This is a genomic window from Pseudorhodobacter sp., assembly GCF_030452865.1.
Classification (GTDB): Bacteria; Pseudomonadota; Alphaproteobacteria; order Rhodobacterales; family Rhodobacteraceae; genus Pseudorhodobacter.
This window is the reverse complement of sequence record NZ_JAKDLJ010000005.1, coordinates 1-20,473: the sequence shown is the minus strand read 5'-3', so window position 1 is coordinate 20,473 and position 20,473 is coordinate 1. Positions and strand designations below refer to the sequence as shown.

Here is a 20,473-nt window from a genome sequence, read left to right as displayed (position 1 = left end):
CTTTTGGTCTTGGCACCGGGACTTTATCCAGCGCCTGTCCGCCCGCGCCTGTCATTGCGCAGATTGGCGTAAAGCACATGATTGCGCCAGCGCCCGCCAATTTGCAGATAACTTTGCGCTACCCCTTCATATTTGAAGCCGGTTTTTTCCAATGCCCCGCGTGAGGCGGCGTTCTCCGGCAGGCAGGCGGCCTCCACCCGGCTGATGTCAAGCGCGGTGAAGGCGTGGTGAACGACTGTCAGGATCGCCTCGCGCATGAAGCCCTGACGCGCAAAGGGTTGCCCGATCCAATAACCAAGCGTACCAGCCTGCGACGGACCGCGCCTGATATTGTCCAAGGTGATGCCGCCGAGCAACCGGCCAGTGTCGCGCTGAAACATCATCAGCGGCAAGGCGGTGCCTTGGGATTGCGCGCGGGCGCACCAATAGACCCGGTTGGTAAAGGCGCGACGCGACAGATGATCCTCGGCCCAGACAGGCTCCCACGGGTTCAGAAAACCGGCACTGGCTTTGCGCAGATCGGACCAAGGGCGCCAATCGGCATGCACCGGCAGCCGCAGGGTCATCCGCTCCGTCTCAATCCGCAGTTTGCGCCGGAATGACAGCATCAGCCACCAAGCCCGCGCCGGATATCCTCCAGCCCCGGCGCTTTTCCGACCGGGCCGTAAAGCGCCAGAGCCGCATCCGCGCCGATCATTTCACCAGCATAGCGGCGCACATCGGGCATGGTCACCGCATCAATCTTGGCAACTGCCTCGTCGGGTTCCGGCACCCGGCCATGGATCGCCAGCAGACGGGCCAACCGCTCCGCCCGGCTTGACGGGCTTTCCAGGCCCATCAGCATCCCGGCTTTCAGTTGCACCCGTGCGCGGGCAACCTCGGCTTCGGTCATGTCGCTTGCTGCGCGCTTCAATTCGGCAACCGTAAGTGAGGTCAGATCCGCGATTTCGGCTTCCGACGTGCCGGCATAGATCGTAATTTGCCCCGCATCCTCATAAGCGCCGGATTGGGCAAAGATGGAATAGCACAGCCCGCGTTCCTCGCGGATCTTCTGGAACAACCGGCTGGACATGCCGCCGCCCATCGCCATTGCATAGATTTGCGCGGTATAGACATCGGGGGCAAGATACCCGGGCGCATCAAACGCCAGGGCGAAATGCACCTGCTCCAGCGCCTTGGTTTCGCGGCGTTCCATGCCTTTGAAAGCTGCGCGCTGGATTGCGCCGCCCCCCCCGGCTTTGCGACCGCCGAACAGCGCCTCGGCCTGTGCCACGATGGCATCATGGTCCACCGCACCTGCGGCTGAGAGGATCATCCGGTCCGGGCTATAGTGTTCGGCGACAAACTTGGTCAGGTCATCGCGGGAAAACCCGCTGACCCGTTCGGCGGGACCAAGGATGGTGCGGCCAAAGGGCTGATCAGGGTAGCACGCCTCTTGCAGCCAATCGAAGATGATGTCGTCGGGCGTGTCAAGCGCCTGCCCGATTTCCTGCAAGATCACATTGCGTTCGGTCTCAATCTCTTTCGGGTCAAACACCGGATTGAGGATGATATCGCCGATCACATCCACCGCCAGCGCCACGTCATCTTGCAGCACACGGGCGTAAAATGCCGTCATCTCACGCGACGTATACGCGTTGATATAGCCGCCAACATCCTCGATTTCCTCGGCAATCCGCAAGCTGCTGCGCTTTTCGGTGCCTTTGAACGCCATATGCTCCAGAAAATGGGCGATGCCGTTCTGTTCCACTCTCTCATGCCGCCCGCCTGCGGTGATCCAGATGCCCACGCTCGCGGATTTCAGGCCGGGCATCGCCTCCGTCACGATGCGGAAACCGTTGGGCAAGGTGGTCAGGCGGCTGGTCAATGGACGATCCCTTCGCGGATATGGGCCTGAAGCGTTGCGAGGTCATTGGGCAGGCGGGTCAGGCGTTCAGGGCGATCAAAGAGGTCGGCCATACGCTCCGGCAGGTTCGGGCGGATACCCATCGCCGCCTCTACCGCATCAGGGAATTTGGCCGGATGCGCGGTGGCCAAAGTGATCATCGGGGTCGCGCCAAGATGATCGGCGGCGACCCAAACGCCGACAGCCGTATGCGGGCAAAGCACTTCACCGCACCCCGCAAACGCTGCTTTGATTGTCGCGCGGGTTTCATCTTCTGAACAACGGCCCGAGGCGAATTCATCGCGCAGCATCTGCAACGCGCCTTGGCTGATCTTGAAGCCGCCAGATTTCAACTCACCCATCAATACCGATACCGCAGCACCATCGCGCCCATAAGCGTCGAACAACACCCGTTCAAAGTTGGAGGACACCTGAATATCCATCGACGGGCTGATCGAGGGTTTCACCCCGTCGGTCCGATAGTCGCCAGTTTTCAACGCGCGGTCCAGTATGTCATTCTGATTGGTGGCGATCACCAGATCCCTGATTGGCAGACCCATCGCCCGCGCGATATAGCCTGCAAAAATATCGCCGAAATTGCCAGTCGGCACGGTAAAGCTGACCTCGCGATGCGGTGCGCCCAGCGACACGGCAGAGGAGAAGTAATACACCACCTGCGCCAGAACCCGCGCCCAGTTGATGCTGTTCACCCCCGCCAACCGAACCTCGTCGCGGAAGGCAAGGTCGTTGAACATATCCTTCACGCGGGCCTGCGCATCATCAAAATCGCCATCAATCGCGATGGCATGGACATTCGGCTCCGTTGGCGTGGTCATCTGCCGCCGTTGCACGTCTGACACCCGACCATGCGGGTAGAGGATGAACACATCGACATTGCTCAAGCCCCGGAACGCCTCGATCGCCGCTGATCCGGTATCGCCGGAGGTGGCGCCTACTATCGTGATCCGCTGCCCCGATTTGGCAAGAGCTGCCTGCATCATCTGGCCGATCAACTGCATCGCGAAATCCTTGAACGCCAAGGTCGGGCCGTGGAACAGTTCCAGCAGGAAATGATTGGGGCCAAGCTGTACCAACGGCGCACGGGCAGCATGGCCGAAGCCGGCATAGGCGCGCGTGATCAAGCCGCGGAATTCCTCCTCGGTGAAAGTATCCCCCAGAAACGGCCACATCACCCGGAACGCCACATCCTCATAAGGCAGACCGGACAACGCGGCAATCTCCGCATGGCTGATCTGTGGGATGGATTCGGGGACATAAAGCCCGCCGTCACGCGCAAGGCCCGTCATCATCGCATCGCAAAAGCCCAAGGATGGGGCCTGACCCCGGGTTGAGATATAGCGCATCAGAAGCCTCCCTTCATTCCACGTTTCGCCTGATACGCCAGAGCATCAGCCCTGTCATCCCCGCCCAGACAATCGCGAGCAAAAACCATGTGATCGCATAGTTCAGATGGTTGTTGGGGATGCTTGCGCTGTCCACCGGCAGCGGCTCTATCCCGTCGCCGGTATCGGTACGCGCGACGATCAACACCGGTTCCGCCTTCAGCGCCACCGCCATCGCGGGCAGGTCACGCGCAAACCAGATGCCACTTTTCGCGTCCGGTGCCGGAGTATAGCTGTCCACCTCCTGCGGCCAAAGCAGATTGCCGGTGACGGTCAGCGCACCAACCTCGCGCGGGACGCCGCGCGCCATTTCCGGCACAAAGCCGCGGTCGATCAGCAGGCGGCGGCCATTCTCCGCCTCCATCACCGCGATGATCCGGTAACCGGCACCGATATCCTTGCGGCTGACCAGCACATCCAACTCCTCCCCCGTCAGTTGCCCCGAAACCGTGACCGGCAAAAATCGGTCACGAGCTGGATCGGGCGTGTCCGGCAAAGCCACCGGGGCGTCGTTGATCCGCGCATCAATTTCCGCCAGTATCGTCTGTTTCCATACGAGGCGCTGCACCTGCCACAGGCCAAGCGCCACCAGAATGGCGACCCCGGCCAAACCGAAAAGCAGCGGAACAATCATGCGGCGTGTCATCGGTAACCTGTTCCTACACGGGTAAAAAGCAAAGGCGCGGCCCCATCGGCCCGCGCCTTTTCATCCACGGGCATGCACCCTGAAATCAGCGCCTATTGGCCCCAGACGTAGATTGCCGCAAACAGGAACAACCACACCACGTCAACGAAGTGCCAGTACCATGACGCCGCCTCAAACCCGACGTGGCGTTCCGGCGTGAAATGCCCCTTGTAGACGCGGATCAGGCAGACGGTCAGGAAAATCGTCCCGATGATGACGTGGAAACCGTGGAAGCCCGTCGCCATGAAGAAGGTCGCGCCATAGATGTTGCCCGCAAAGCCAAAGGCCGCGTGGCTGTATTCATAGGCCTGAAAGAAGGTGAACATCAGACCCAACAGGATCGCGATGATCAGCCCGGATTTCATGTCCTTGCGGTTGTTCTCATGCACCAGGGCATGGTGTGCCCATGTCGCCGCTGCACCCGAACACAGCAAAATCAAGGTGTTGATCAGTGGCAGATGCCAAGGATCAAAGGTTTCGATCCCGGTCGGGGGCCAAACACCGTCAATGCCGGGTGACAGTGGCCCCATCGGGTACAGCGCATGTTTGAAGAAGTTCCAGAACCACGCCGCGAAGAACATCACTTCGGAGGTGATGAACAGGATGAAACCATAGCGCAGGCTGATCGCGACAACCGGGGTATGATCGCCGGTCTCGGCTTCATGCACGACCTCGGACCACCAGCCGTACATGACATAAAGCACCGCGGCCAAGCCGATCAGAAACAGCCATGGGCCAGACCCGTGCATCCAGAGCACGGCGCCGAACAACATGGTGAATGCCCCGGCGGCCCCCATAAAGGGCCAGATCGACGGCGGGAGGATGTGGTAATCGTGGTTCTTGGCGTGGGCCATGGTCGTCTTTCCCTCGTTTTTTTTCGTGCGCCGCGCTTGTCGCGGGCGGTTCCTGTCAGTTTAACGGGTTCGCGGCGGTCGCGGCAAGCCCTGCTTGCTTATAAACCCGCACATAGGCGTCGTGGAATGTATAGGATAGCGTGATCTCATGGATATACTGCGCCTCCGGATCATTCACGATGTCGGGGTCAACATAGAAGGTCACCGGCATGATCGCCCGCTCTCCCGGTTGCAAAACCTGCATCGTGAAGCAGAAACAGGCGATCTTGGTGAAATAGCCCCCGGCCTGATCCGGCGTGACGTTATAGCTGGCTTGCCCTGCGACAACATGGTTGGTCGGATTATAGGCTTCATAGAACGCCAGACCCGTTTCGCCGATCCGGATATCCATCTTGCGCTGCATGGGTTTGAAGGTCCAAGGCATGTCGCGATCAAGCGACGCGTCGAACCGCACGGTGACGGTTTGGTCAAGGATCACATCGGACGGCTTTTCCGCGACAGATGTGGTTCCGGCAAAACCGGTGACGCGGCAGAACCAGTTGTAGAATGGCACTGCAGCGAAGGACAAGCCAACCATCAGCGCGACCACAGCCGCCAGCGATGTCGCGGTTTTCTGAACCGGAGTCATTGCGTCGCCTCCGGCGGGCGGGCGGCAGGCGCGGTCTCACTCTGGCCCGGCACAATTTCAGGGCGCAGCACATGGTCAAAGCCCTGCGCCTGCCCGAGGCGTGTGACCTTCACCACCGTCAGCCCAAAAATCAGAACAACGAAGGCCGCGAGGACCAAGCCGAGCCCGACATTGCGGCCAAAGCGGCGTTTGTGCAACTCATGCTGTTCCGGAAATGCCATGTTACCAGCCTCCTAGCCCGTAGGGCTTCAATGCAGCTTCGGCCAGAAATGCGCCGAAGTGCAGAAAAAGATAGAGCAGGGAAAACTTGAACACCTGCTTTTCCACGGCGTAATGATCCGCTTCGGCCTGCACCTCATCCCGGCGCCAGATGCGCCACGCGCCCCACAGGAAAACCGCGTTCAAAATGACGGACACCGCTAGATAGATCGGGCCGCCGATGGAGGTGAAACCAGCGGCAAGCGCGAAGGGCACCAGCGCCACAGTATAGACCATAATATGCGCGCGTGTCACCTTGCGGCCATGCGTCACCGTCAGCATCGGGACACCTGCGTTCGAATAGTCTTCCTTCATGAACAGTGCCAACGCCCAGAAATGCGGCGGCGTCCACATGAAGATCAGCATGAACATCAGCACCGCCTCAACCGAGATGCCGCCCGTAACAGCAACCCAGCCGATCATCGGCGGAAACGCCCCTGCTGCCCCCCCGATCACGATGTTCTGCGGGGTGGAGCGTTTCAGCCACATGGAATAGACCACGGCGTAGAAGAAAATCGTGAAGGCCAGAAGGCCAGCCGCCAGCAGGTTCGAGGCAAGTGCCAGCATCACCACGGCGATGCCGGAAAGTGCAAGGCCGAAACCCAGCGCCTCCCCCGGCTGGACGCGCCCCATCGGAATCGGACGCTTGGCGGTGCGCTTCATCACCGCATCAATATCGGCATCCCACCACATATTGAGCGCGCCTGACGCCCCTGCGCCCAAGGCGATGAACAGGATCGAGGTCATTGCGATAAAGGGATGCACATTGCCCGGTGCGACCAGAACGCCCACCATCGCGGTGAACACCACAAGCGACATTACACGCGGCTTCAGCAGGGCGATGTAATCGCCAAACCCCGCCTCGCCCGATTGTTCATAAAGCCGTGCATCGCTCATGCCGAAGACCCTTCAAAAGATAAGGTGGGGCCGGGTTTCACCGCCCCATCCGGTCTGTTTTCCGCCTTGCGGATCAAAGTGCGTGGTCAACCTTGGCCTTTGCCAACCATGTGTCATAAGCCTCCTGCGAGACGACCTTGACGGTGATCGGCATATAGGCATGGTCCTTGCCGCAGAGTTCAGAGCATTGACCGAAATAGATGCCCTCGCGATCCGCCTTGAACCACAGATGCGCCAGCCGGCCGGGAACCGCGTCCTGCTTCACGCCAAAGGCCGGGACCGTCCAGGAATGGATCACATCGCTGCCGGTGACCGTCATCACCACGACCTTGTTGACCGGAACGACAACCGCTTGATCGGCGACCAGCAGATAATCGCTTTCGGCATAGCCATTTTCGACCAGTTTGTCCTTGTCCATCAGGAAGGCTTCAAGCCCCACCGCCTCGTCCGTGTATTCATAGCCCCAATACCACTGGTTGCCGGTGACCTTGATATTGACCTCCCCTTTCGGGATTTCCTGCTGCTTGAACAGCACCGGAAGCGAGAAAGCACCGATGAATACCAGAATCACAATCGGAACGATGGTCCAAGCCACTTCCAGCGGACTGTTATGGGTGAAGGTCGCCGGAACCTTGTTGCGCTTTTCATTGAAACGGAAAGCGACATAGAGCAGCAATGCGGTCACCAGAAGCGTGATTCCGGCAATGATGATCAGGATGAAATGGTCCAGCCAGTGAATGTCGCGGGCGAGTTCGGTCGCTGCGGGCTGAAAGCCCATCAAGCCGTTTTCCGGCCTTCCCACGATTTCCAGTTTCTGGTCCTGCGCAAAGGCCATTCCGGCCCCCCACAGTGTCATCAAACTTGCGGCAATGCCGGTAAGACCTGTCTTCATGCGCATCTGCATATCCCGTTCGTTCCTACGTTCGTTCCAACGTTCGTTTCTGCGGCTGTTATTCAGCCTGCTTTTGGGTTCTTCCGATTATACGGCAGAATCCCGTTGTTTCCATCCTTGGTGAAACCATATTAAGGCAAGAACGACAAGAGAAACCATTGCGGCATAGCGACGCCGATTGACCTAAATCAAGGACAGTGCCATGACAGAAGCCCCTTTTCGCCCGTTCGAGACGCATCTGGACGAAGCGAAATCGCTTTTGCTGCTGCGCGAGGCCACTGCTGGCGCAGATGATGGTGAGTTGTTTCTGGAGCGGAAGCGTTCAGAAGCCATCGTTCTGGATGATGGCAGGGTGAAAAACGCGAGCTACGACGCCTCTGAAGGCTTCGGATTGCGCGCCGTGCGCGGCGAGGTCGCGGGTTATGGTCATTCCACCGAAATCTCTGAACCCGCTTTGCGCCGGGCGATGGACACCGCACGTCTGGCAGTTGGAGATGGCGGCGGCAGTATGGCCGATGCACCAAAAGGCACCAATCTGCGGCTTTATACCGATGCCGACCCGATGGCGGATGCGAGTTTTGCAGGCAAGATCGACCTTTTGCGTGAAATTGATGCGTTTGCACGGGCGCTTGACCCGCGTGTGATTCAGGTTTCGGCGACCATTGCGGCGGGATTGCAGGAGGTAGAGATTTTGCGCCCCGAAGGCCTGCGCCTGTCCGATATCCGGCCGATGGCACGGCTGAATATCTCGGTGATCGTCGAACAGAACGGTCGACGCGAATCAGGTGGAATGGGCGGCGGCGGCCGGTATGGTCTGGCGCGTCTGATGGACCCTGCGCATTGGCAAGGCGTCGCGCGCGAAGCGCTGCGCATCGCGCTGGTGAACCTTGAGGCGGTGCCTGCCCCGGCGGGCATGATGGATGTGGTTTTGGGGGCGGGTTGGCCCGGCATCTTGCTGCACGAAGCCATCGGTCACGGCTTGGAGGGTGATTTCAACCGCAAGAAAACCTCGGCCTTCGCCGGGTTGATGGGGCAGCAGATTGCCGCCAAAGGTGTGACCGTGCTGGATGATGGCACCATCCCGGATCGGCGCGGCTCCCTTTCCTTTGACGATGAGGGCACGCCGAGCGGCAAGAATGTGCTGATAGAGGATGGGGTTCTGGTTGGCTATATGCAGGACCGCCAGAATGCGCGGTTGATGGGCGTCGCGCCCACCGGGAACGGACGGCGCGAAAGTCATGCCCATATCCCGATGCCGCGCATGACCAACACCTATATGCTGGGCGGCACGGCCGACCCCGCGGAAATCGTTGCCAGCCTGAAAGACGGGATTTATGCGGTGGGCTTTGGCGGTGGTCAGGTCGATATCACCAACGGCAAATTCGTGTTTTCCTGCACCGAGGCGTACCGGGTGCAAAACGGCAAAATCGGCGCGCCGGTCAAGGGCGCAACACTGATTGGCGATGGCGCTACGGCGTTGAAACAAATCCGCGCGATTGCCAATGACATGGCGATGGACCCCGGCATCGGCAATTGCGGCAAAGCTGGTCAATGGGTGCCTGTGGGGGTCGGCCAACCGACGCTGCTGATCGGCGGGCTGACCATCGGCGGCTCTGCGGCCTGATGGGGTGGTTCCGCTCTGACCCGCAGCGTCCTGTGCCAAACGGCGTGCTGTTCACCGGCATCGCGGTGATTTGGGGCGCGCCTTGCGTAGCGGGGTGGATGCTGGTGGCCGTCTTGTTGGCGACGAAAAGCGTGGTGGCGGCGGAAATGCAACTTACTCTGTATGGCCTTGTCTATCTGTTGATCTTTTCACCGCTGTTTTCATGGGTCGGCTGGATTTTGGCCGCCCCGTTGTTGTGGTTTATGCTGCGGGATGGCGGGTTCGGATGGCTGAGTGCGGCGTTGCTGGGCCTGCTAATCGGCGCAATCGGCGGCAGTATCGTCGGCACAGTGGCAGCAGCGCCCTTTGGCCTGCTCGCTATTCTGGCACTACGCTGGTTTTTGGGCCGATCGTTGAAACTGAAACTGGCGTAGCGGGGGACATTCTGTCCCCCCTTGGCCTGAAGGCCAATTCCCCCCTTGAAGGTATTTTTACCAAGATGAATTGGCAGAAGAACAGGCGCCCCTTGCTTTGTTTTGGCTGCGACCCTATCTTTCTGGGTGGCGGGTACTGCTCGGTTCGTGATTGGCCCTTTTCCAGTGGCCGATAAGCATCTCCGAGGGAGCTGGCTCTGTCAAGGTTCTGGCCTTGGTATCTGGCGACCACCTGAACACTCAGGCTCTCGGGAAATTCAAGCCGACACGGCTGCTGCGGTTCCTGCCACTCTCATCGCCGCTTGGTACCGATATGTACCGGTGCGAGTTCGGCGGGAATGGTTTGTTTCTTGCCGGTTTTGGGGCCGTCATCACGTTGAGCCATGCTCATCACCGCATAGGCGAACTGGACCCCGGCAAACACAATGCCGTTAAAGACCACCATCATCACAAAGCCCAGCCAGCCTTTGTCAGTTTCGGTAAAAAGATGCCAAAGCCCCGCCACGTCAAAGCAGATCAGCCCCGAAACGAATGCAAATGCCAGCGCAAAGCCGATGGCAACATTGACGATATAGAGACGGATCAGTTTCGGCATGTGGTTCCCATTTCCTTCGCGGGTTATGGTAGCATGGCGAGCCGGGAACGGGCGCAGGCGTTTTGTCGCGGTTTCATGCTTGGCAAAAGCAACCTCAGAACGCCTCGGGTTTCGCCTCGCGCGCCATGTGGTCCAGAACGGCGTTGACGAATTTCGGCTCCTTTCCTTCCGGAAAGAACGCCTTGGCCACATCGACATATTCTGTGATCACCACTTTCGGCGGAGTTTGCATTTCGACCAATTCGGCACCGGCGGCGCGAAACAACGCGCGCAGAACCGGGTCAATCCGGTCAATCGGCCATTTCGCCACCAAGGCGCGGTCGGTCATCTGGTCAATCCGCGCCTGACGGTTGACGGCATGGTTCAGCAGCGCGCGAAAATGGGTAACGTCACCATCAGCCATTTCATCGCCATCATAGATCGCGCCGAAACGGTGGTCCTCAAACTCGCGTTGCACTGCCTCAACCGTCTGGCCAGAGCTTTCCATTTGAAACAGCGCCTGCACGGCATAAAGCCTTGAGGCCGATTTCATCTGCTTCTTTTGGTCTTTTTTCGGGTCGGGCCTGGTCATGCGCGAAAACTATCCTCGGGCGGGCGAAAGCCGATGCCTTTGCGCGCGCTGGACCAGCGGCGTGACAAGGCGATCAGGTGCAGGGCGGCGGCGGCGGCTCCGCCGCCTTTGTTCTGTTTGTCGGGGTTTGCGCGCACCTCGGCCTGAGCCATGTTTTCCACGGTCAGGATGCCGTTGCCGATGCAAGCGCCTTGCAGCCCCAGCAGGGAAATCGCGCGGGAACTGTCGTTGCAAACGGTGTCGTAATGCGTGGTCTCGCCGCGGATCACACAGCCGAGCGCAACATAGCCATCGTAATTGCTTTGCCGCTCCGCCATCGCGATCGCGGTTGGCACTTCCAGCGCGCCGGGGACTTCGATCACTTCGACCTCTACTCCGCAAATTTTCGCCGTGGCTGTGGCACCCGCAATCAACTGGTCCGCGACAGCGCGGTAATAGGGCGCGACCACAATCAACAGCTTTACCGGCTTGTCAAAAGTCGGCAACGGCAAGGTGGAATGGGTTTCAGAGGAAGCCATGGTCTACCCTTTCGGAATGGCACGGGTGCCGATGATGGTCAGGCCGTAAGCATCAAGACCCACGACGCGCGGTTGCGGCGAATTGGTCAACAGAACGAGATCCTTGATCCCGAGGCTGGAGAGGATTTGCGGACTGACTTCGGCCTCGGAGACCATTTTCATATGCAAATCGCGCAGCAGCACCAAAACGCCGCGCCCTTCGGCCGCGATAAGGCGCATCGCATCGCCAAATTCGCCAGTCCGGCCAGCGGCACCAAGGCCCACCACGTCCAGCAGGGGGTCCATCGTGTGCATTCGTACCAGGACCGGCACAGGCGTGGAAATATCACCCTTGACCAGAACCACATGCTCCGCGCCTTCGGTGTCATCGGTGTAGATGCGCATCACCCAGTCTCCACCGAATTCTGATGTGACGTTCGCTTCGGAACTGATCCGCACGAGGTTGTCATTACGGCGACGGTAGGCGATCAGGTCGGAAATCGTGCCGATCTTCAGCGCGTGTTTCTGCGCAAAACCAATGAGATCAGGCAGACGGGCCATGCTGCCGTCGTCGTTCATGATCTCACAAATCACGCCGGACGGGTCCAGCCCCGCCAGCCGTGACACATCCACCGCAGCCTCCGTATGGCCCGCGCGTACCAGCACGCCGCCATTGCGGGCGCGCAGCGGAAAGACGTGGCCGGGGGTCGCAATATCCTGCGGGCCTTTGTCCGGATCAATCGCGACTGCAACCGTCAACGACCTGTCAGCCGCCGAAATCCCGGTGGTCACACCTTCGCGCGCCTCGATCGAAGTGGTGAACGCGGTTTCGTGGCGGCTGGAATTCTTGGGGCTCATCAAGGTCAACCCCAGCGCGTCAATCCGATTTTCAGTCAGCGTCAGGCAGATCAGCCCACGGCCATGGGTCGCCATGAAATTCACATGGGCCGCCGTACACATCTGCGCCGGGATCACCAGATCGCCCTCATTCTCGCGGTCCTCATGGTCGACCAGAATGAACATGCGGCCATTGCGCGCGTCCTCAATAATCTCCTCGATGGAGGAGATTGCGTCGGAAAAATCGGTTTCGGTCATGGCAGCCTCATGCAGCGGTTGCCCCGCCAATACCCCGGCTTTGGCGGGATTGCCAGAGGGTCGCGCAGCGTTGTGCAGCATCGACGGCGAATAACGACGGCTTCGCACGGCTAGCGGAAATAGGCCGCCGCCTCGACATAACCTGCAAGCGGGGCGCCGGCGGTCCATTCCGCCTCCGCCCCGTAGGCACCAATCAGAATCGTCTGATCAGCGGGCGTGCGGCCAAGCGCCGTTCGAACCACGTTCCGGGTTTGGGAAAAACCCGCGTGGACGGCAGGGGCCGCAAAGGCAGCATCGAGGGGTGCCGCTTGCAGCATTGCCTGCGGCGACAAAGGGTCGGTGGCAAGACCGGTACGAATGGCCATGGTCTGCGCCATCTTTCGCGCAATGGCTGGCGGGGCGGATTTCCCGTTGTGCAGGCGCAGGGCGTTGGAGGAGAACAGAACCGCCACCACATCACACCCCGTTGTCGCGCGGATGCCCGCGTAAGTGCTGTAGTCCAGACCCAACTCCGCCGCGCGCCGCAGCCGTCCGCGCAGAACCTCAATCGGCAGATGGGGCAGAAGCGCCTTTCGGGCTTGCACCCAGCAATGCTTGCGCCATGATCCGCCCGGCTCCAGCGTCGGGCCGTTGTTGTGACCGATGGCCGGGCAGCTCATTCCGACCCCCATTCGCGCAGGCGCGCGACGTAGCGGGCCATCGTGTCCACCTCCAGATTGACCAGATCGCCCAGCGCCACATCGCCCCAAGTGGTTGCAGATTGCGTGTGCGGGATGAAATTGATGCCGAACTCGGCGCCGTTCACCTCATTCACCGTCAGCGAGGTGCCGTTCAGCGCAACCGAGCCTTTCGGCGCGATGAACTTCGCCAATGAGTCCGGTGCACGGAACGTCACGCGCAGGCTGTCACCGTCCGGATGAAGGGCCACGACTTCGGCAACGCCGTCGACATGGCCGGACACGATATGCCCGCCCAATTCATCGCCCACCTTCAAGGCGCGTTCGAGGTTCAGCCGTTTGCCGCTGTGCCAGCCGTTGCGTCCGATGTTGGTCTTGCTGATGCTTTCGGCGCTGATCTGCACATCGAACCAGTTTTGCGGCGTGCTGCCCAGCGCGATGACCGTCAGACATACCCCGTCACAGGCAATCGACGCGCCGATATCAATGCCGCCCACGTCATAGCGGGTGCCGATGCGGGCGCGCAGATCGCCTTTTTGTTCCAGTTCTAGCACTTTGCCGATATCTGTCACAATGCCGGTAAACATGATGCACCCCCTTTTCCCCAAGGGCTAACGCCGGCGACTGTATCATGCAAGCGCGCAATCGTTGCTATCCGACCCGGAATGCAGGCAAGGTTTTCCAGTCACAATTTCGCCGATATTATCAGCTATATCCGGGCCTTCCCAGCGGTTTCCCCCTTTACCAGAACAGAGAAATGGATTGGATGGGGCAAAAGAGGTTGCATGCGCGTTTCGGGTGAAAATCGTCGGTTCCTGTTGCTGCAAGGCCCCCATGGCCCGTTCTTTCGCCAGTTGGGCCATATGCTTACACAGTCAGGCGCGCAGGTTTGGCGGGTTGGCTTCAACCGGGGGGATCGCGCGTTTTGGCCGGATAGCGCCAGCTATATTCCGTTCAAAGACAGCGTAGACGCCTGGCCACAGCGTTTTTCCACCCTCATCGCACAGTTGCACATCACTGACATCGTGCTTTATGGCGACACAAGACCAATTCATGCCCATGCCGTTGCCCTTGCCCGGAAAGCCGGGATCGCCGTGCATGTGTTTGAGGAAGGCTATCTGCGCCCGCATTGGGTGACCTATGAACGGGGCGGCTCCAACGGCAATTCGCGTTTGATGGACCTCACTCTGGCGCAGATGCAGCATGATCTGGCACATTCCGATATGGATCTGCCCGATGCGCCGGCCCGCTGGGGCGACATGCGCCAGCATATGTTCTGGGGCGCGCTTTATCATTGGTTTGTCCTTACCGGGTTCTGGGATTATCGCGGTTACCGCCCGCATCGCGCGCTGACCGTGCATCAGGAGTTTTTGCTCTACTGCAAACGGCTTGCCTTGCTGCCGCTGCACCGATGGGAACGCGTGCTGGCGAGTTTCCGGATCAAGCACGGCGGCTTTCCCTATCATCTGGTGCTGCTTCAACTGGAACATGACAGCAGCTTTCAGAACCATTCGCCCTTCAATACGATGACCGATTTCCTTGCCGTGGTGATGGAAGGGTTTGCGCGGGGGGCGGCCCCGCATCACCACCTCGTCTTCAAGGCGCATCCGCTGGAAGATGGCCGCGTTCCCGTCGCGCATGAGATCCGGCGCCTGGCGCAAAAACACGGCGTCACCGGGCGCGTTCATTTCGTGCGGGGTGGCAAACTGGCGGCGTTGCTGAACCACGCGCGGTCGGCGGTGACGGTCAATTCCACCGCCGCGCAACAGGTGCTTTGGCGCGGATTGCCGCTGAAAGTGTTTGGCGCGGCGGTCTATGACAAACCGGAATTCGTGTCTTCCCAAGCGATTGACGCCTTCTTTTCACACCCGACACGCCCTGATAGCCGCGCATATCGCGATTATCGCCACTACCTGCTGGAAACCAGCCAGGTGCCCGGCGGCTTCTACTCCTCGCGTGGCAGGCGTGAATTGCTACGACAGGTGGTAGATATGATGCTTTTACCCGACGATCCCTATGATGCGCTGACGAAAGGAAGCGCGGCACCACGGCAACAGTTGCACATCGTTAAAGGATAACATGCCGCAAAACTGGAATTTTTTGATCCGGTTCTGTAGCATCAAGAAAAAATAATCTGAGGCAACATCCGAAAAAGGAGCCCGGGCAGTGAAAATGACGATACAGAAAGGGGCCAAGGGCTTGGCCCTTCTGGCACTTGTTGTGGCGGTGGGTGCGTGCGGATTGCCGCGATCCGGCCCCAACAAGAAAGAAATCTTTGCAGGTTCTGTCCTGAAAGAAGGCGATGCGTTCATCGTTTCCGTCAACAGCCGCGTAACGCGCGCCACATCCGTCACGCCTGCACTTGGCTTTGGCTCCGACTTCCGCAAGGCCGGGGTCGTGGGGTCTGACACCATTTCGCCGGGCGATACCCTGGCGCTGACCGTGTTCGAAAACGTGAAAGATGATCCGCTGTTGGGCAACACCGGCCAGCGGGTTTCGGCGCTCGACAATGTGCAGGTGGATGGCGCGGGCTATATCTTTGTCCCCTATGCCGGGCGCATCAAAGCGGCAGGCCAGTCACCCGAAGGGTTGCGCCGTGCCATCACCCGCAAGCTGGACACCCAGACGCCGGACCCGCAAGTCACCGTGCAACGTGTCGCGGGCGATGGCTCCACCGTGTCGGTTTCCGGCATGGTTACGGGCCAAGGTGTCTATCCGATTGAACGCCCGACCCGCAGCCTGACCGCAATGCTGGCCCGCGCTGGTGGCGTCGCGATCGAACCCGCCGTTGCGATTGTGCGGGTGACGCGCGGTGGCAAGACCGGGCGGATCTGGCTTGAAGACCTCTACGCCAACCCGTCGCTTGATATCGCCTTGCGCGCCGGTGATCGCATCGTGGTCGAACGCGACAAGCGCGCCTTCGTGGCGCTTGGTGCGACAGGCACCCAGAACCGGATTCCTTTTGACACGCAAACACTTTCGGCGATTGAGGCAATTGCGCAAGTGGGCGGGCTGAACACCAGCCTTGCCGATCCGACGGGTGTTTTCGTGTTCCGCAATGAGCCTGCCGAAATTGCCAACGCCGTGCTGGGGCGCAGCGACCTGCAAGGCGATCAGCGCATGGTCTATGTGCTGGACCTGACGCAGCCAACCGGCATGTTCGAGGCGCGTGATTTCCTCGTGCGGGATGGCGATACGGTCTATGTCACCGAGGCACCCTTCGTGCAGTGGCAGAAAACCATTTCGGCAGTGACCGGCACCGTCACTGCGGCCGACAGCATTTCCTCCGCCGCGCGGAGCAGCAACTGACGCGCCGATGCTGAGCGATCAACCAGAAATGTCAGCCGTCGGGGAAATCCCCCGGCGGCTGTTCTTTTACAACACAGGCTTTCTGCGCCAACGCCGGTTGCGACGTATCCTGCAACTGATGGGGTATGAATTGCGCATGGGCCTACCGTATGCGGGCGATGGGGTCGTTGTCTGGGGCCGCAGCCCCTACGCCTCGCGCGGAGAACGCATCGCCCAATCGCGCGCTGTACCACTGGTCCGGATGGAGGATGCGTTTTTGCGATCAGTTCGACCGGGCCGGGCCGGGGATGCGCCCTTGGGGCTAATCATTGACCCTGTTGGCGTGCATTTCGATGCCAGCCAACCCTCATTGCTCGAAACCCTGCTGAAGAAGCATCCATTGAACGATTCGAACCTGTTGGCGCGCGCCATACAAGGGATCGCGCGGTTGAGAGCATTGGATCTGTCGAAATACAACATTCACGACCCTGCCCTGCCCTGCCCTCCTCCCGGATATGTGCTGCTGATAGACCAAACCAAAGGCGACGCCTCATTGCGGTTTTCCGGGGCGGAACCGGAGGTATTTGATTGGATGCTTGCGGCAGCGAAAGCCGAACATCCCGGCCAGCGTATCGTCGTCAAATCGCATCCCGAAACCAATCTCGGGTTGCGGCAGGGCCATTATGCACCTTCGCCGGACTATCAACTTCTGCGCGCTCCGGTTTCGCCTTGGCACTTGCTGGACGGCGCTGCGGCAGTCTACACCGTATCGTCACAAATGGGGTTTGAGGCGATCCTTGCCGGTCATTGCCCGCGTGTTTTCGGCCAACCGTTCTATGCCGGATGGGGGTTGAGCCGGGATGAGACGCCACCGCCGCGCCGGGGCCGCAATCTGCGCCCGGAACAGGTTTTTGCCGCCGCGATGATCCTGGCCCCAACATGGTACGACCCTTGCCGCGAGCGACTTTGCAGCTTTGAACAGGCTGTCGATCAGTTGGAGGCGGAAGTGCGCGTCTATCGTGAGGACCATCAGGGCCATTTAGCCGTTGGAATGCGCCTATGGAAACGCGGGCGGCTACAAGCGTTCTTTGGCCGATACACCCCGCTGCGCTTTGTCGATGAGCCTGCGAAGGCTATGGCAAACGCTCCCCGTACCGGGCGAGATCTGCTGGTTTGGGCGGGCAAGGAGCCCGACGCCTTCCTCGCCCTGAACCATCCCGTGAAAGTCCGGCGGGTGGAAGATGGGTTTCTACGCTCCCGCGGATTGGGTGCAGAATTGGTTCCGCCCCTCAGCATCGTTGCGGACGATTGCGGCATCTACTATGACCCGAGCCGGGAAAGCCGGTTGGAAAGGTTGATCCAAGCGCCGCTTCCGCCCGGCGGAGAACAGCGCGCGCGCACATTGATCGCAACCGTGGTTGCGGACCGGCTGTCGAAATACAATCTTGGCGGCGCTGATTTGCCCGACTTGCCGAAAGGCACGCGCATTCTGATCCCCGGTCAGGTCGAAGATGACGCCTCGATCCGCCTTGGCGCAGGGGTCGTGCGCAGCAATCTGGCGCTTGTAGAGGCGACCCGCAACGCCAATCCGGACTCTGTGCTGATCTACAAACCCCATCCAGATGTCGAAGCGGGCCTGCGTCCCGGTGCGATTGCACATGAACTGCTGCGCGATCTGGTGGAACACGTCGCCACACGCGCCGACCCGGTTGCTCTTTTGGATCAGGTGGATGAAGTCTGGACCATGACCTCGCTGCTGGGGTTTGAAGCCTTGCTGCGGGGAGTATCTGTGACCTGTCTCGGCGCGCCGTTCTACGCCGGTTGGGGTCTGACCCAAGATCTTGGCCCGATCCCGACACGCCGTTCGCAGGCCCTTGATGGTACGCCACTGGTCCAACGATCACTGCACCATCTGGTTCATGCGACATTGATCGCCTATCCGCGCTATTTCGACCCGGTAAGCTGGCTGCCCTGCCCGCCAGAGGTGGTGCTGGAGCGCTTGCGCGATGGCGCGGTTTCCGCGCCGTCCCTGTCCCTTCGCCTTCTGGCAAAGCTACAAGGGAAATTTTCCGGATACGCCGGTTTCTGGCGCTAATAGAGCGTTTTGCATTTGATTTGAATCGAAATTGGCCGCCTCCCTCATTGGTCGAACGCGAATTTCGATTTTCCTGTTTCAGACAAAATGCAAACGGTTTGCCTCAATAGATATAGCGGATCTGGTCGGTCCAGTACCGCTCCATCCGTTTGAGGGATTGGTTGATGTCTTCCATCCCCGCGGCGCCGATGATGCCACGTTTTTCGAAGCCTTCGGTATGCCGCTCAAACAACTCGGTCAACATAAGCCGGATATTCCGGCCCTTTGCCGTCAGTTTCACCCGCACAGACCGACGGTCAATTTCTGAGCGTTGATGGTGCATATAATCCAATTCAACCAGCTTTTTCAGATTATAGCTGACGTTGGAGCCTTGGTAATAGCCGCGCGATTTCAACTCGCCCGCTGTCACCTCATTTTCGCCGATGTTGAACAGCAAGAGCGCCTGAACCGAGTTGATTTCCAACACGCCCAAACGCTCAAACTCATCCTTGATGACATCAAGCAACAGCCGGTGCAGCCGTTCCAGCAGCGCCAGACTTTCAAGATAGCTGGCCATCAACGCTTTCTGAGAGCCGTCCAATAGATTGGTATGTAGGGTCATTGTCTTCTCCGCCCCTGGGTACATTCAGGGTAGAATCAACACAAAACGCAAACATTCGGTAAACTTGCGCCAGTTTCGCCGCAAATTGGCGAAATTCCCGCCACGGTTTCGCCGCGTTGTCAGGCTTGCAACCGCGCACGGGCAAAAACACCGATCTCTGCGATCAATTCAGCATAATCCGGCAGCGGGACAGTTTGGCCCAACACCCAAGGCAGTAAATCCTGATCGTTTTCCCAAAGCAAACGGTCGAAAAGTACCAGCCGCGCCTCGGTCATGTGCGCCAGATGCGAATCGGCGTAGGGGCCAAGAATCATGTCCATCTCTTTGGTCCCGCGCCGCCACGACCGCATTTTCATGCGTTTCAGGCGCGCCTCTGGGGTCTCATTCATCTTGCATTGTCTTTCGCAAGGCCGCGCAACCGCTTTTCCAGATGCCCGATATCCTGCGACAGTGCCAGCGCCTGTGCCCGCATCCGTGCGAGTTCGACCAACGCATCCTTCAGATCGCCATTCGCCGGCGCATCTGGGCTTTCAACGCCTTCACCCATACCGGTCAACAACCAACGCATTGAGACATTCAGCATCCCGGACATCATCTGCAATTTGTTCGCGCGCGGCTCTGAAACATCATTTTCCCAGTTCTGGATCGTGACCAGTTTGGTGCCCAGACGGTGCGCAAGGTCTTCTTGCGAAAACCCGGCACCTTCACGCGCGGCGGCGACCCGATCCCCGAATGTCGCAGAATCGTCGCTGTACCAGTTCGCGGCTTGCGTATTGGTCATCGTTGTCTCCATATGTTGGTTCTTAGCGCTTGAAGGCTTTTCCTGCGCACCCTATGACAAGTGGCCGCAAAGTTCAAACGGGGGCGATTGCGGCAGATGCGCCCCCCTTTTGCAACGGAGCCTGCCATGGCCTTTTTGTCCGATACCCTCGCCCGCGTGAAACCCTCGCCGACCATTGCCGTCACCACCAAGGCGAATGAACTGAAAGCGCTCGGCAAAGATGTGATCGGCCTTGGCGCGGGGGAGCCGGATTTCGACACGCCGCAGAACATCAAGGATGCGGCGAAGGCGGCGATTGACGCGGGGCACACGAAATACACGGCGGTTGACGGGATGCCAGAGCTGAAAAAGGCGATCTGCGCCAAGTTCGCGCGCGAAAATGGCCTGACATATGCGCCGAACCAAGTGAGCGTTGGCACTGGCGGCAAGCAGATCCTTTTCAATGCTTTAATGGCGACCTGTAACCCCGGTGATGAGGTGATTATCCCGGCACCTTACTGGGTGTCCTACCCCGATATGGTGCTGCTCGCAGGTGGCACTCCGGTTGCGGTTGCTGCGGGGATTGAAACCAATTTCAAATTGCAGCCCGCGCAGTTGGAAGCCGCGATCACGCCGAAAACCAAATGGTTCATCTTCAACAGCCCCTCCAATCCGACAGGTGCGGGCTATACGCGGGCGGAGTTGAAGGCGCTGACCGACGTATTGATGCGTCACCCGCAGGTTTGGGTGATGAC

General features: G+C 59.6%; 24 protein-coding genes and 1 other RNA gene. 7 read left to right on the top strand and 18 right to left on the bottom strand.

All coding sequences use genetic code 11. The features are described 5' to 3' along the window. Window positions 1-23 precede the first annotated feature (23 nt). The 9 genes from L0H65_RS00910 to coxB all read right to left on the bottom strand — a co-directional run bounded on the left by L0H65_RS00910 (window position 24) and on the right by coxB (window position 7,508). Complete coding sequence (locus L0H65_RS00910; protein WP_301456882.1) at window positions 24-608, bottom strand: GNAT family N-acetyltransferase; 585 nt, start codon at window positions 606-608, stop codon at window positions 24-26. After that, entirely contained in the window at window positions 608-1,867 is a 1,260-nt protein-coding gene (locus L0H65_RS00905) for a pitrilysin family protein (protein ID WP_301456881.1), read from the bottom strand. The genes L0H65_RS00910 and L0H65_RS00905 overlap by 1 nt, the downstream gene beginning before the upstream one ends. Continuing rightward, window positions 1,864-3,249, bottom strand: coding sequence for a threonine synthase (gene thrC / locus L0H65_RS00900; protein WP_301456880.1), 1,386 nt, complete (start codon window positions 3,247-3,249; stop codon window positions 1,864-1,866). Before thrC ends, L0H65_RS00905 begins: the two co-directional genes overlap by 4 nt. Before the next feature lie 13 nt (window positions 3,250-3,262). After that, window positions 3,263-3,934 carry an SURF1 family protein gene (locus tag L0H65_RS00895; protein ID WP_301456879.1) on the bottom strand — a complete coding sequence of 224 codons (672 nt, stop codon included), beginning with the start codon at window positions 3,932-3,934 and terminating at the stop codon, window positions 3,263-3,265. 92 nt (window positions 3,935-4,026) lie between these two features. Further along, window positions 4,027-4,827: a cytochrome c oxidase subunit 3 gene (locus L0H65_RS00890; protein ID WP_301456878.1), complete on the bottom strand. Its 801-nt coding sequence runs from the start codon at window positions 4,825-4,827 to the stop codon at window positions 4,027-4,029. A gap of 55 nt (window positions 4,828-4,882) precedes the next feature. Next, window positions 4,883-5,455, bottom strand: a complete 573-nt coding sequence (locus tag L0H65_RS00885) for a cytochrome c oxidase assembly protein (protein WP_301456877.1) — start codon at window positions 5,453-5,455, stop codon at window positions 4,883-4,885. Further along, window positions 5,452-5,676, bottom strand: a complete 225-nt coding sequence (locus L0H65_RS00880; protein WP_301456876.1) for a hypothetical protein — start codon at window positions 5,674-5,676, stop codon at window positions 5,452-5,454. Before L0H65_RS00880 ends, L0H65_RS00885 begins: the two co-directional genes overlap by 4 nt. A 1-nt stretch (window position 5,677) precedes the next feature. Beyond that, the gene (gene cyoE, locus L0H65_RS00875) at window positions 5,678-6,610 is read right to left on the bottom strand and encodes a heme o synthase (RefSeq protein WP_301456875.1); all 933 of its coding nucleotides are present in this window, start codon (window positions 6,608-6,610) and stop codon (window positions 5,678-5,680) included. Between the two features lie 73 nt (window positions 6,611-6,683). Further along, window positions 6,684-7,508: a cytochrome c oxidase subunit II gene (gene coxB / locus L0H65_RS00870; protein ID WP_301456874.1), complete on the bottom strand. Its 825-nt coding sequence runs from the start codon at window positions 7,506-7,508 to the stop codon at window positions 6,684-6,686. 196 nt (window positions 7,509-7,704) lie between these two features. Between coxB and tldD the strand changes: the two genes are divergently transcribed. The 3 genes from tldD (at window position 7,705) to ssrS (ending at window position 9,826) form a co-directional block, all read left to right on the top strand. Further along, entirely contained in the window at window positions 7,705-9,126 is a 1,422-nt protein-coding gene (tldD, locus tag L0H65_RS00865) for a metalloprotease TldD (protein WP_301456873.1), read from the top strand. Further along, window positions 9,126-9,539 carry a hypothetical protein gene (locus L0H65_RS00860; protein ID WP_301456872.1) on the top strand — a complete coding sequence of 138 codons (414 nt, stop codon included), beginning with the start codon at window positions 9,126-9,128 and terminating at the stop codon, window positions 9,537-9,539. Before tldD ends, L0H65_RS00860 begins: the two co-directional genes overlap by 1 nt. 130 nt (window positions 9,540-9,669) lie before the next feature. Further along, window positions 9,670-9,826, top strand: a non-coding RNA gene (gene ssrS / locus L0H65_RS00855) — 6S RNA. Between the two features lie 5 nt (window positions 9,827-9,831). On the opposite strand, the gene L0H65_RS00850 is transcribed toward ssrS, so the two are convergent. The 6 genes from L0H65_RS00850 to L0H65_RS00825 all read right to left on the bottom strand — a co-directional run bounded on the left by L0H65_RS00850 (window position 9,832) and on the right by L0H65_RS00825 (window position 13,561). Further along, window positions 9,832-10,134, bottom strand: a complete 303-nt coding sequence (locus tag L0H65_RS00850) for a hypothetical protein (RefSeq protein ID WP_301456871.1) — start codon at window positions 10,132-10,134, stop codon at window positions 9,832-9,834. A gap of 94 nt (window positions 10,135-10,228) precedes the next feature. Continuing rightward, window positions 10,229-10,705, bottom strand: coding sequence for a transcription antitermination factor NusB (gene nusB, locus L0H65_RS00845; RefSeq protein ID WP_301456870.1), 477 nt, complete (start codon window positions 10,703-10,705; stop codon window positions 10,229-10,231). After that, window positions 10,702-11,223, bottom strand: a complete 522-nt coding sequence (locus L0H65_RS00840; RefSeq protein WP_301456869.1) for a 6,7-dimethyl-8-ribityllumazine synthase — start codon at window positions 11,221-11,223, stop codon at window positions 10,702-10,704. Before L0H65_RS00840 ends, nusB begins: the two co-directional genes overlap by 4 nt. Window positions 11,224-11,226: 3 nt before the next feature. Then, complete coding sequence (gene ribB, locus L0H65_RS00835; RefSeq protein WP_301456868.1) at window positions 11,227-12,297, bottom strand: 3,4-dihydroxy-2-butanone-4-phosphate synthase; 1,071 nt, start codon at window positions 12,295-12,297, stop codon at window positions 11,227-11,229. A gap of 110 nt (window positions 12,298-12,407) precedes the next feature. Beyond that, window positions 12,408-12,956 (bottom strand): hypothetical protein, encoded by a 549-nt coding sequence (locus L0H65_RS00830; RefSeq protein ID WP_301456867.1) that lies wholly within the window; start codon window positions 12,954-12,956, stop codon window positions 12,408-12,410. Beyond that, on the bottom strand, window positions 12,953-13,561 hold the full coding sequence (locus L0H65_RS00825) for a riboflavin synthase (protein WP_301456866.1): 609 nt from the start codon (window positions 13,559-13,561) through the stop codon (window positions 12,953-12,955). Before L0H65_RS00825 ends, L0H65_RS00830 begins: the two co-directional genes overlap by 4 nt. 198 nt (window positions 13,562-13,759) lie before the next feature. Here L0H65_RS00825 and L0H65_RS00820 point away from each other — a divergent pair, with 198 nt between their 5' ends. From L0H65_RS00820 to L0H65_RS00810, 3 genes are all read left to right on the top strand, one after another. After that, complete coding sequence (locus tag L0H65_RS00820; protein ID WP_301456865.1) at window positions 13,760-15,052, top strand: capsule biosynthesis protein; 1,293 nt, start codon at window positions 13,760-13,762, stop codon at window positions 15,050-15,052. 94 nt (window positions 15,053-15,146) lie between these two features. Then, window positions 15,147-16,283 (top strand): polysaccharide biosynthesis/export family protein, encoded by a 1,137-nt coding sequence (locus L0H65_RS00815; RefSeq protein ID WP_301456864.1) that lies wholly within the window; start codon window positions 15,147-15,149, stop codon window positions 16,281-16,283. Window positions 16,284-16,290: 7 nt separating this feature from the next. Next, on the top strand, window positions 16,291-18,357 hold the full coding sequence (locus tag L0H65_RS00810) for a capsular polysaccharide biosynthesis protein (protein WP_301456863.1): 2,067 nt from the start codon (window positions 16,291-16,293) through the stop codon (window positions 18,355-18,357). Window positions 18,358-18,460: 103 nt separating this feature from the next. On the opposite strand, the gene L0H65_RS00805 is transcribed toward L0H65_RS00810, so the two are convergent. The 3 genes from L0H65_RS00805 to L0H65_RS00795 all read right to left on the bottom strand — a co-directional run bounded on the left by L0H65_RS00805 (window position 18,461) and on the right by L0H65_RS00795 (window position 19,739). Continuing rightward, window positions 18,461-18,958: a MarR family winged helix-turn-helix transcriptional regulator gene (locus tag L0H65_RS00805; protein WP_301456862.1), complete on the bottom strand. Its 498-nt coding sequence runs from the start codon at window positions 18,956-18,958 to the stop codon at window positions 18,461-18,463. 119 nt (window positions 18,959-19,077) lie between these two features. Continuing rightward, window positions 19,078-19,347 (bottom strand): succinate dehydrogenase assembly factor 2, encoded by a 270-nt coding sequence (locus L0H65_RS00800; protein ID WP_301456861.1) that lies wholly within the window; start codon window positions 19,345-19,347, stop codon window positions 19,078-19,080. Then, window positions 19,344-19,739 carry a helix-turn-helix transcriptional regulator gene (locus tag L0H65_RS00795; protein WP_301456860.1) on the bottom strand — a complete coding sequence of 132 codons (396 nt, stop codon included), beginning with the start codon at window positions 19,737-19,739 and terminating at the stop codon, window positions 19,344-19,346. Before L0H65_RS00795 ends, L0H65_RS00800 begins: the two co-directional genes overlap by 4 nt. Window positions 19,740-19,865: 126 nt before the next feature. Between L0H65_RS00795 and L0H65_RS00790 the strand changes: the two genes are divergently transcribed. After that, the coding region (locus L0H65_RS00790; RefSeq protein WP_301456859.1) for an aminotransferase class I/II-fold pyridoxal phosphate-dependent enzyme at window positions 19,866-20,473 on the top strand (608 nt) is incomplete at its 3' end.

Coding starts and splice junctions, on each gene's coding strand:
- L0H65_RS00910 (WP_301456882.1), bottom strand. CDS start 608: ATGCTGTCATTCCGGCGCAAACTGCGGATTGAGACGGAGCGGATGACC.
- thrC (WP_301456880.1), bottom strand. CDS start 3,249: ATGCGCTATATCTCAACCCGGGGTCAGGCCCCATCCTTGGGCTTTTGC.
- L0H65_RS00895 (WP_301456879.1), bottom strand. CDS start 3,934: ATGACACGCCGCATGATTGTTCCGCTGCTTTTCGGTTTGGCCGGGGTC.
- L0H65_RS00890 (WP_301456878.1), bottom strand. CDS start 4,827: ATGGCCCACGCCAAGAACCACGATTACCACATCCTCCCGCCGTCGATC.
- L0H65_RS00885 (WP_301456877.1), bottom strand. CDS start 5,455: ATGACTCCGGTTCAGAAAACCGCGACATCGCTGGCGGCTGTGGTCGCG.
- L0H65_RS00880 (WP_301456876.1), bottom strand. CDS start 5,676: ATGGCATTTCCGGAACAGCATGAGTTGCACAAACGCCGCTTTGGCCGC.
- cyoE (WP_301456875.1), bottom strand. CDS start 6,610: ATGAGCGATGCACGGCTTTATGAACAATCGGGCGAGGCGGGGTTTGGC.
- coxB (WP_301456874.1), bottom strand. CDS start 7,508: ATGCGCATGAAGACAGGTCTTACCGGCATTGCCGCAAGTTTGATGACA.
- tldD (WP_301456873.1), top strand. CDS start 7,705: ATGACAGAAGCCCCTTTTCGCCCGTTCGAGACGCATCTGGACGAAGCG.
- L0H65_RS00860 (WP_301456872.1), top strand. CDS start 9,126: ATGGGGTGGTTCCGCTCTGACCCGCAGCGTCCTGTGCCAAACGGCGTG.
- L0H65_RS00850 (WP_301456871.1), bottom strand. CDS start 10,134: ATGCCGAAACTGATCCGTCTCTATATCGTCAATGTTGCCATCGGCTTT.
- nusB (WP_301456870.1), bottom strand. CDS start 10,705: ATGACCAGGCCCGACCCGAAAAAAGACCAAAAGAAGCAGATGAAATCG.
- L0H65_RS00840 (WP_301456869.1), bottom strand. CDS start 11,223: ATGGCTTCCTCTGAAACCCATTCCACCTTGCCGTTGCCGACTTTTGAC.
- ribB (WP_301456868.1), bottom strand. CDS start 12,297: ATGACCGAAACCGATTTTTCCGACGCAATCTCCTCCATCGAGGAGATT.
- L0H65_RS00830 (WP_301456867.1), bottom strand. CDS start 12,956: ATGAGCTGCCCGGCCATCGGTCACAACAACGGCCCGACGCTGGAGCCG.
- L0H65_RS00825 (WP_301456866.1), bottom strand. CDS start 13,561: ATGTTTACCGGCATTGTGACAGATATCGGCAAAGTGCTAGAACTGGAA.
- L0H65_RS00820 (WP_301456865.1), top strand. CDS start 13,760: ATGCGCGTTTCGGGTGAAAATCGTCGGTTCCTGTTGCTGCAAGGCCCC.
- L0H65_RS00815 (WP_301456864.1), top strand. CDS start 15,147: ATGACGATACAGAAAGGGGCCAAGGGCTTGGCCCTTCTGGCACTTGTT.
- L0H65_RS00810 (WP_301456863.1), top strand. CDS start 16,291: ATGCTGAGCGATCAACCAGAAATGTCAGCCGTCGGGGAAATCCCCCGG.
- L0H65_RS00805 (WP_301456862.1), bottom strand. CDS start 18,958: ATGACCCTACATACCAATCTATTGGACGGCTCTCAGAAAGCGTTGATG.
- L0H65_RS00800 (WP_301456861.1), bottom strand. CDS start 19,347: ATGAATGAGACCCCAGAGGCGCGCCTGAAACGCATGAAAATGCGGTCG.
- L0H65_RS00795 (WP_301456860.1), bottom strand. CDS start 19,739: ATGACCAATACGCAAGCCGCGAACTGGTACAGCGACGATTCTGCGACA.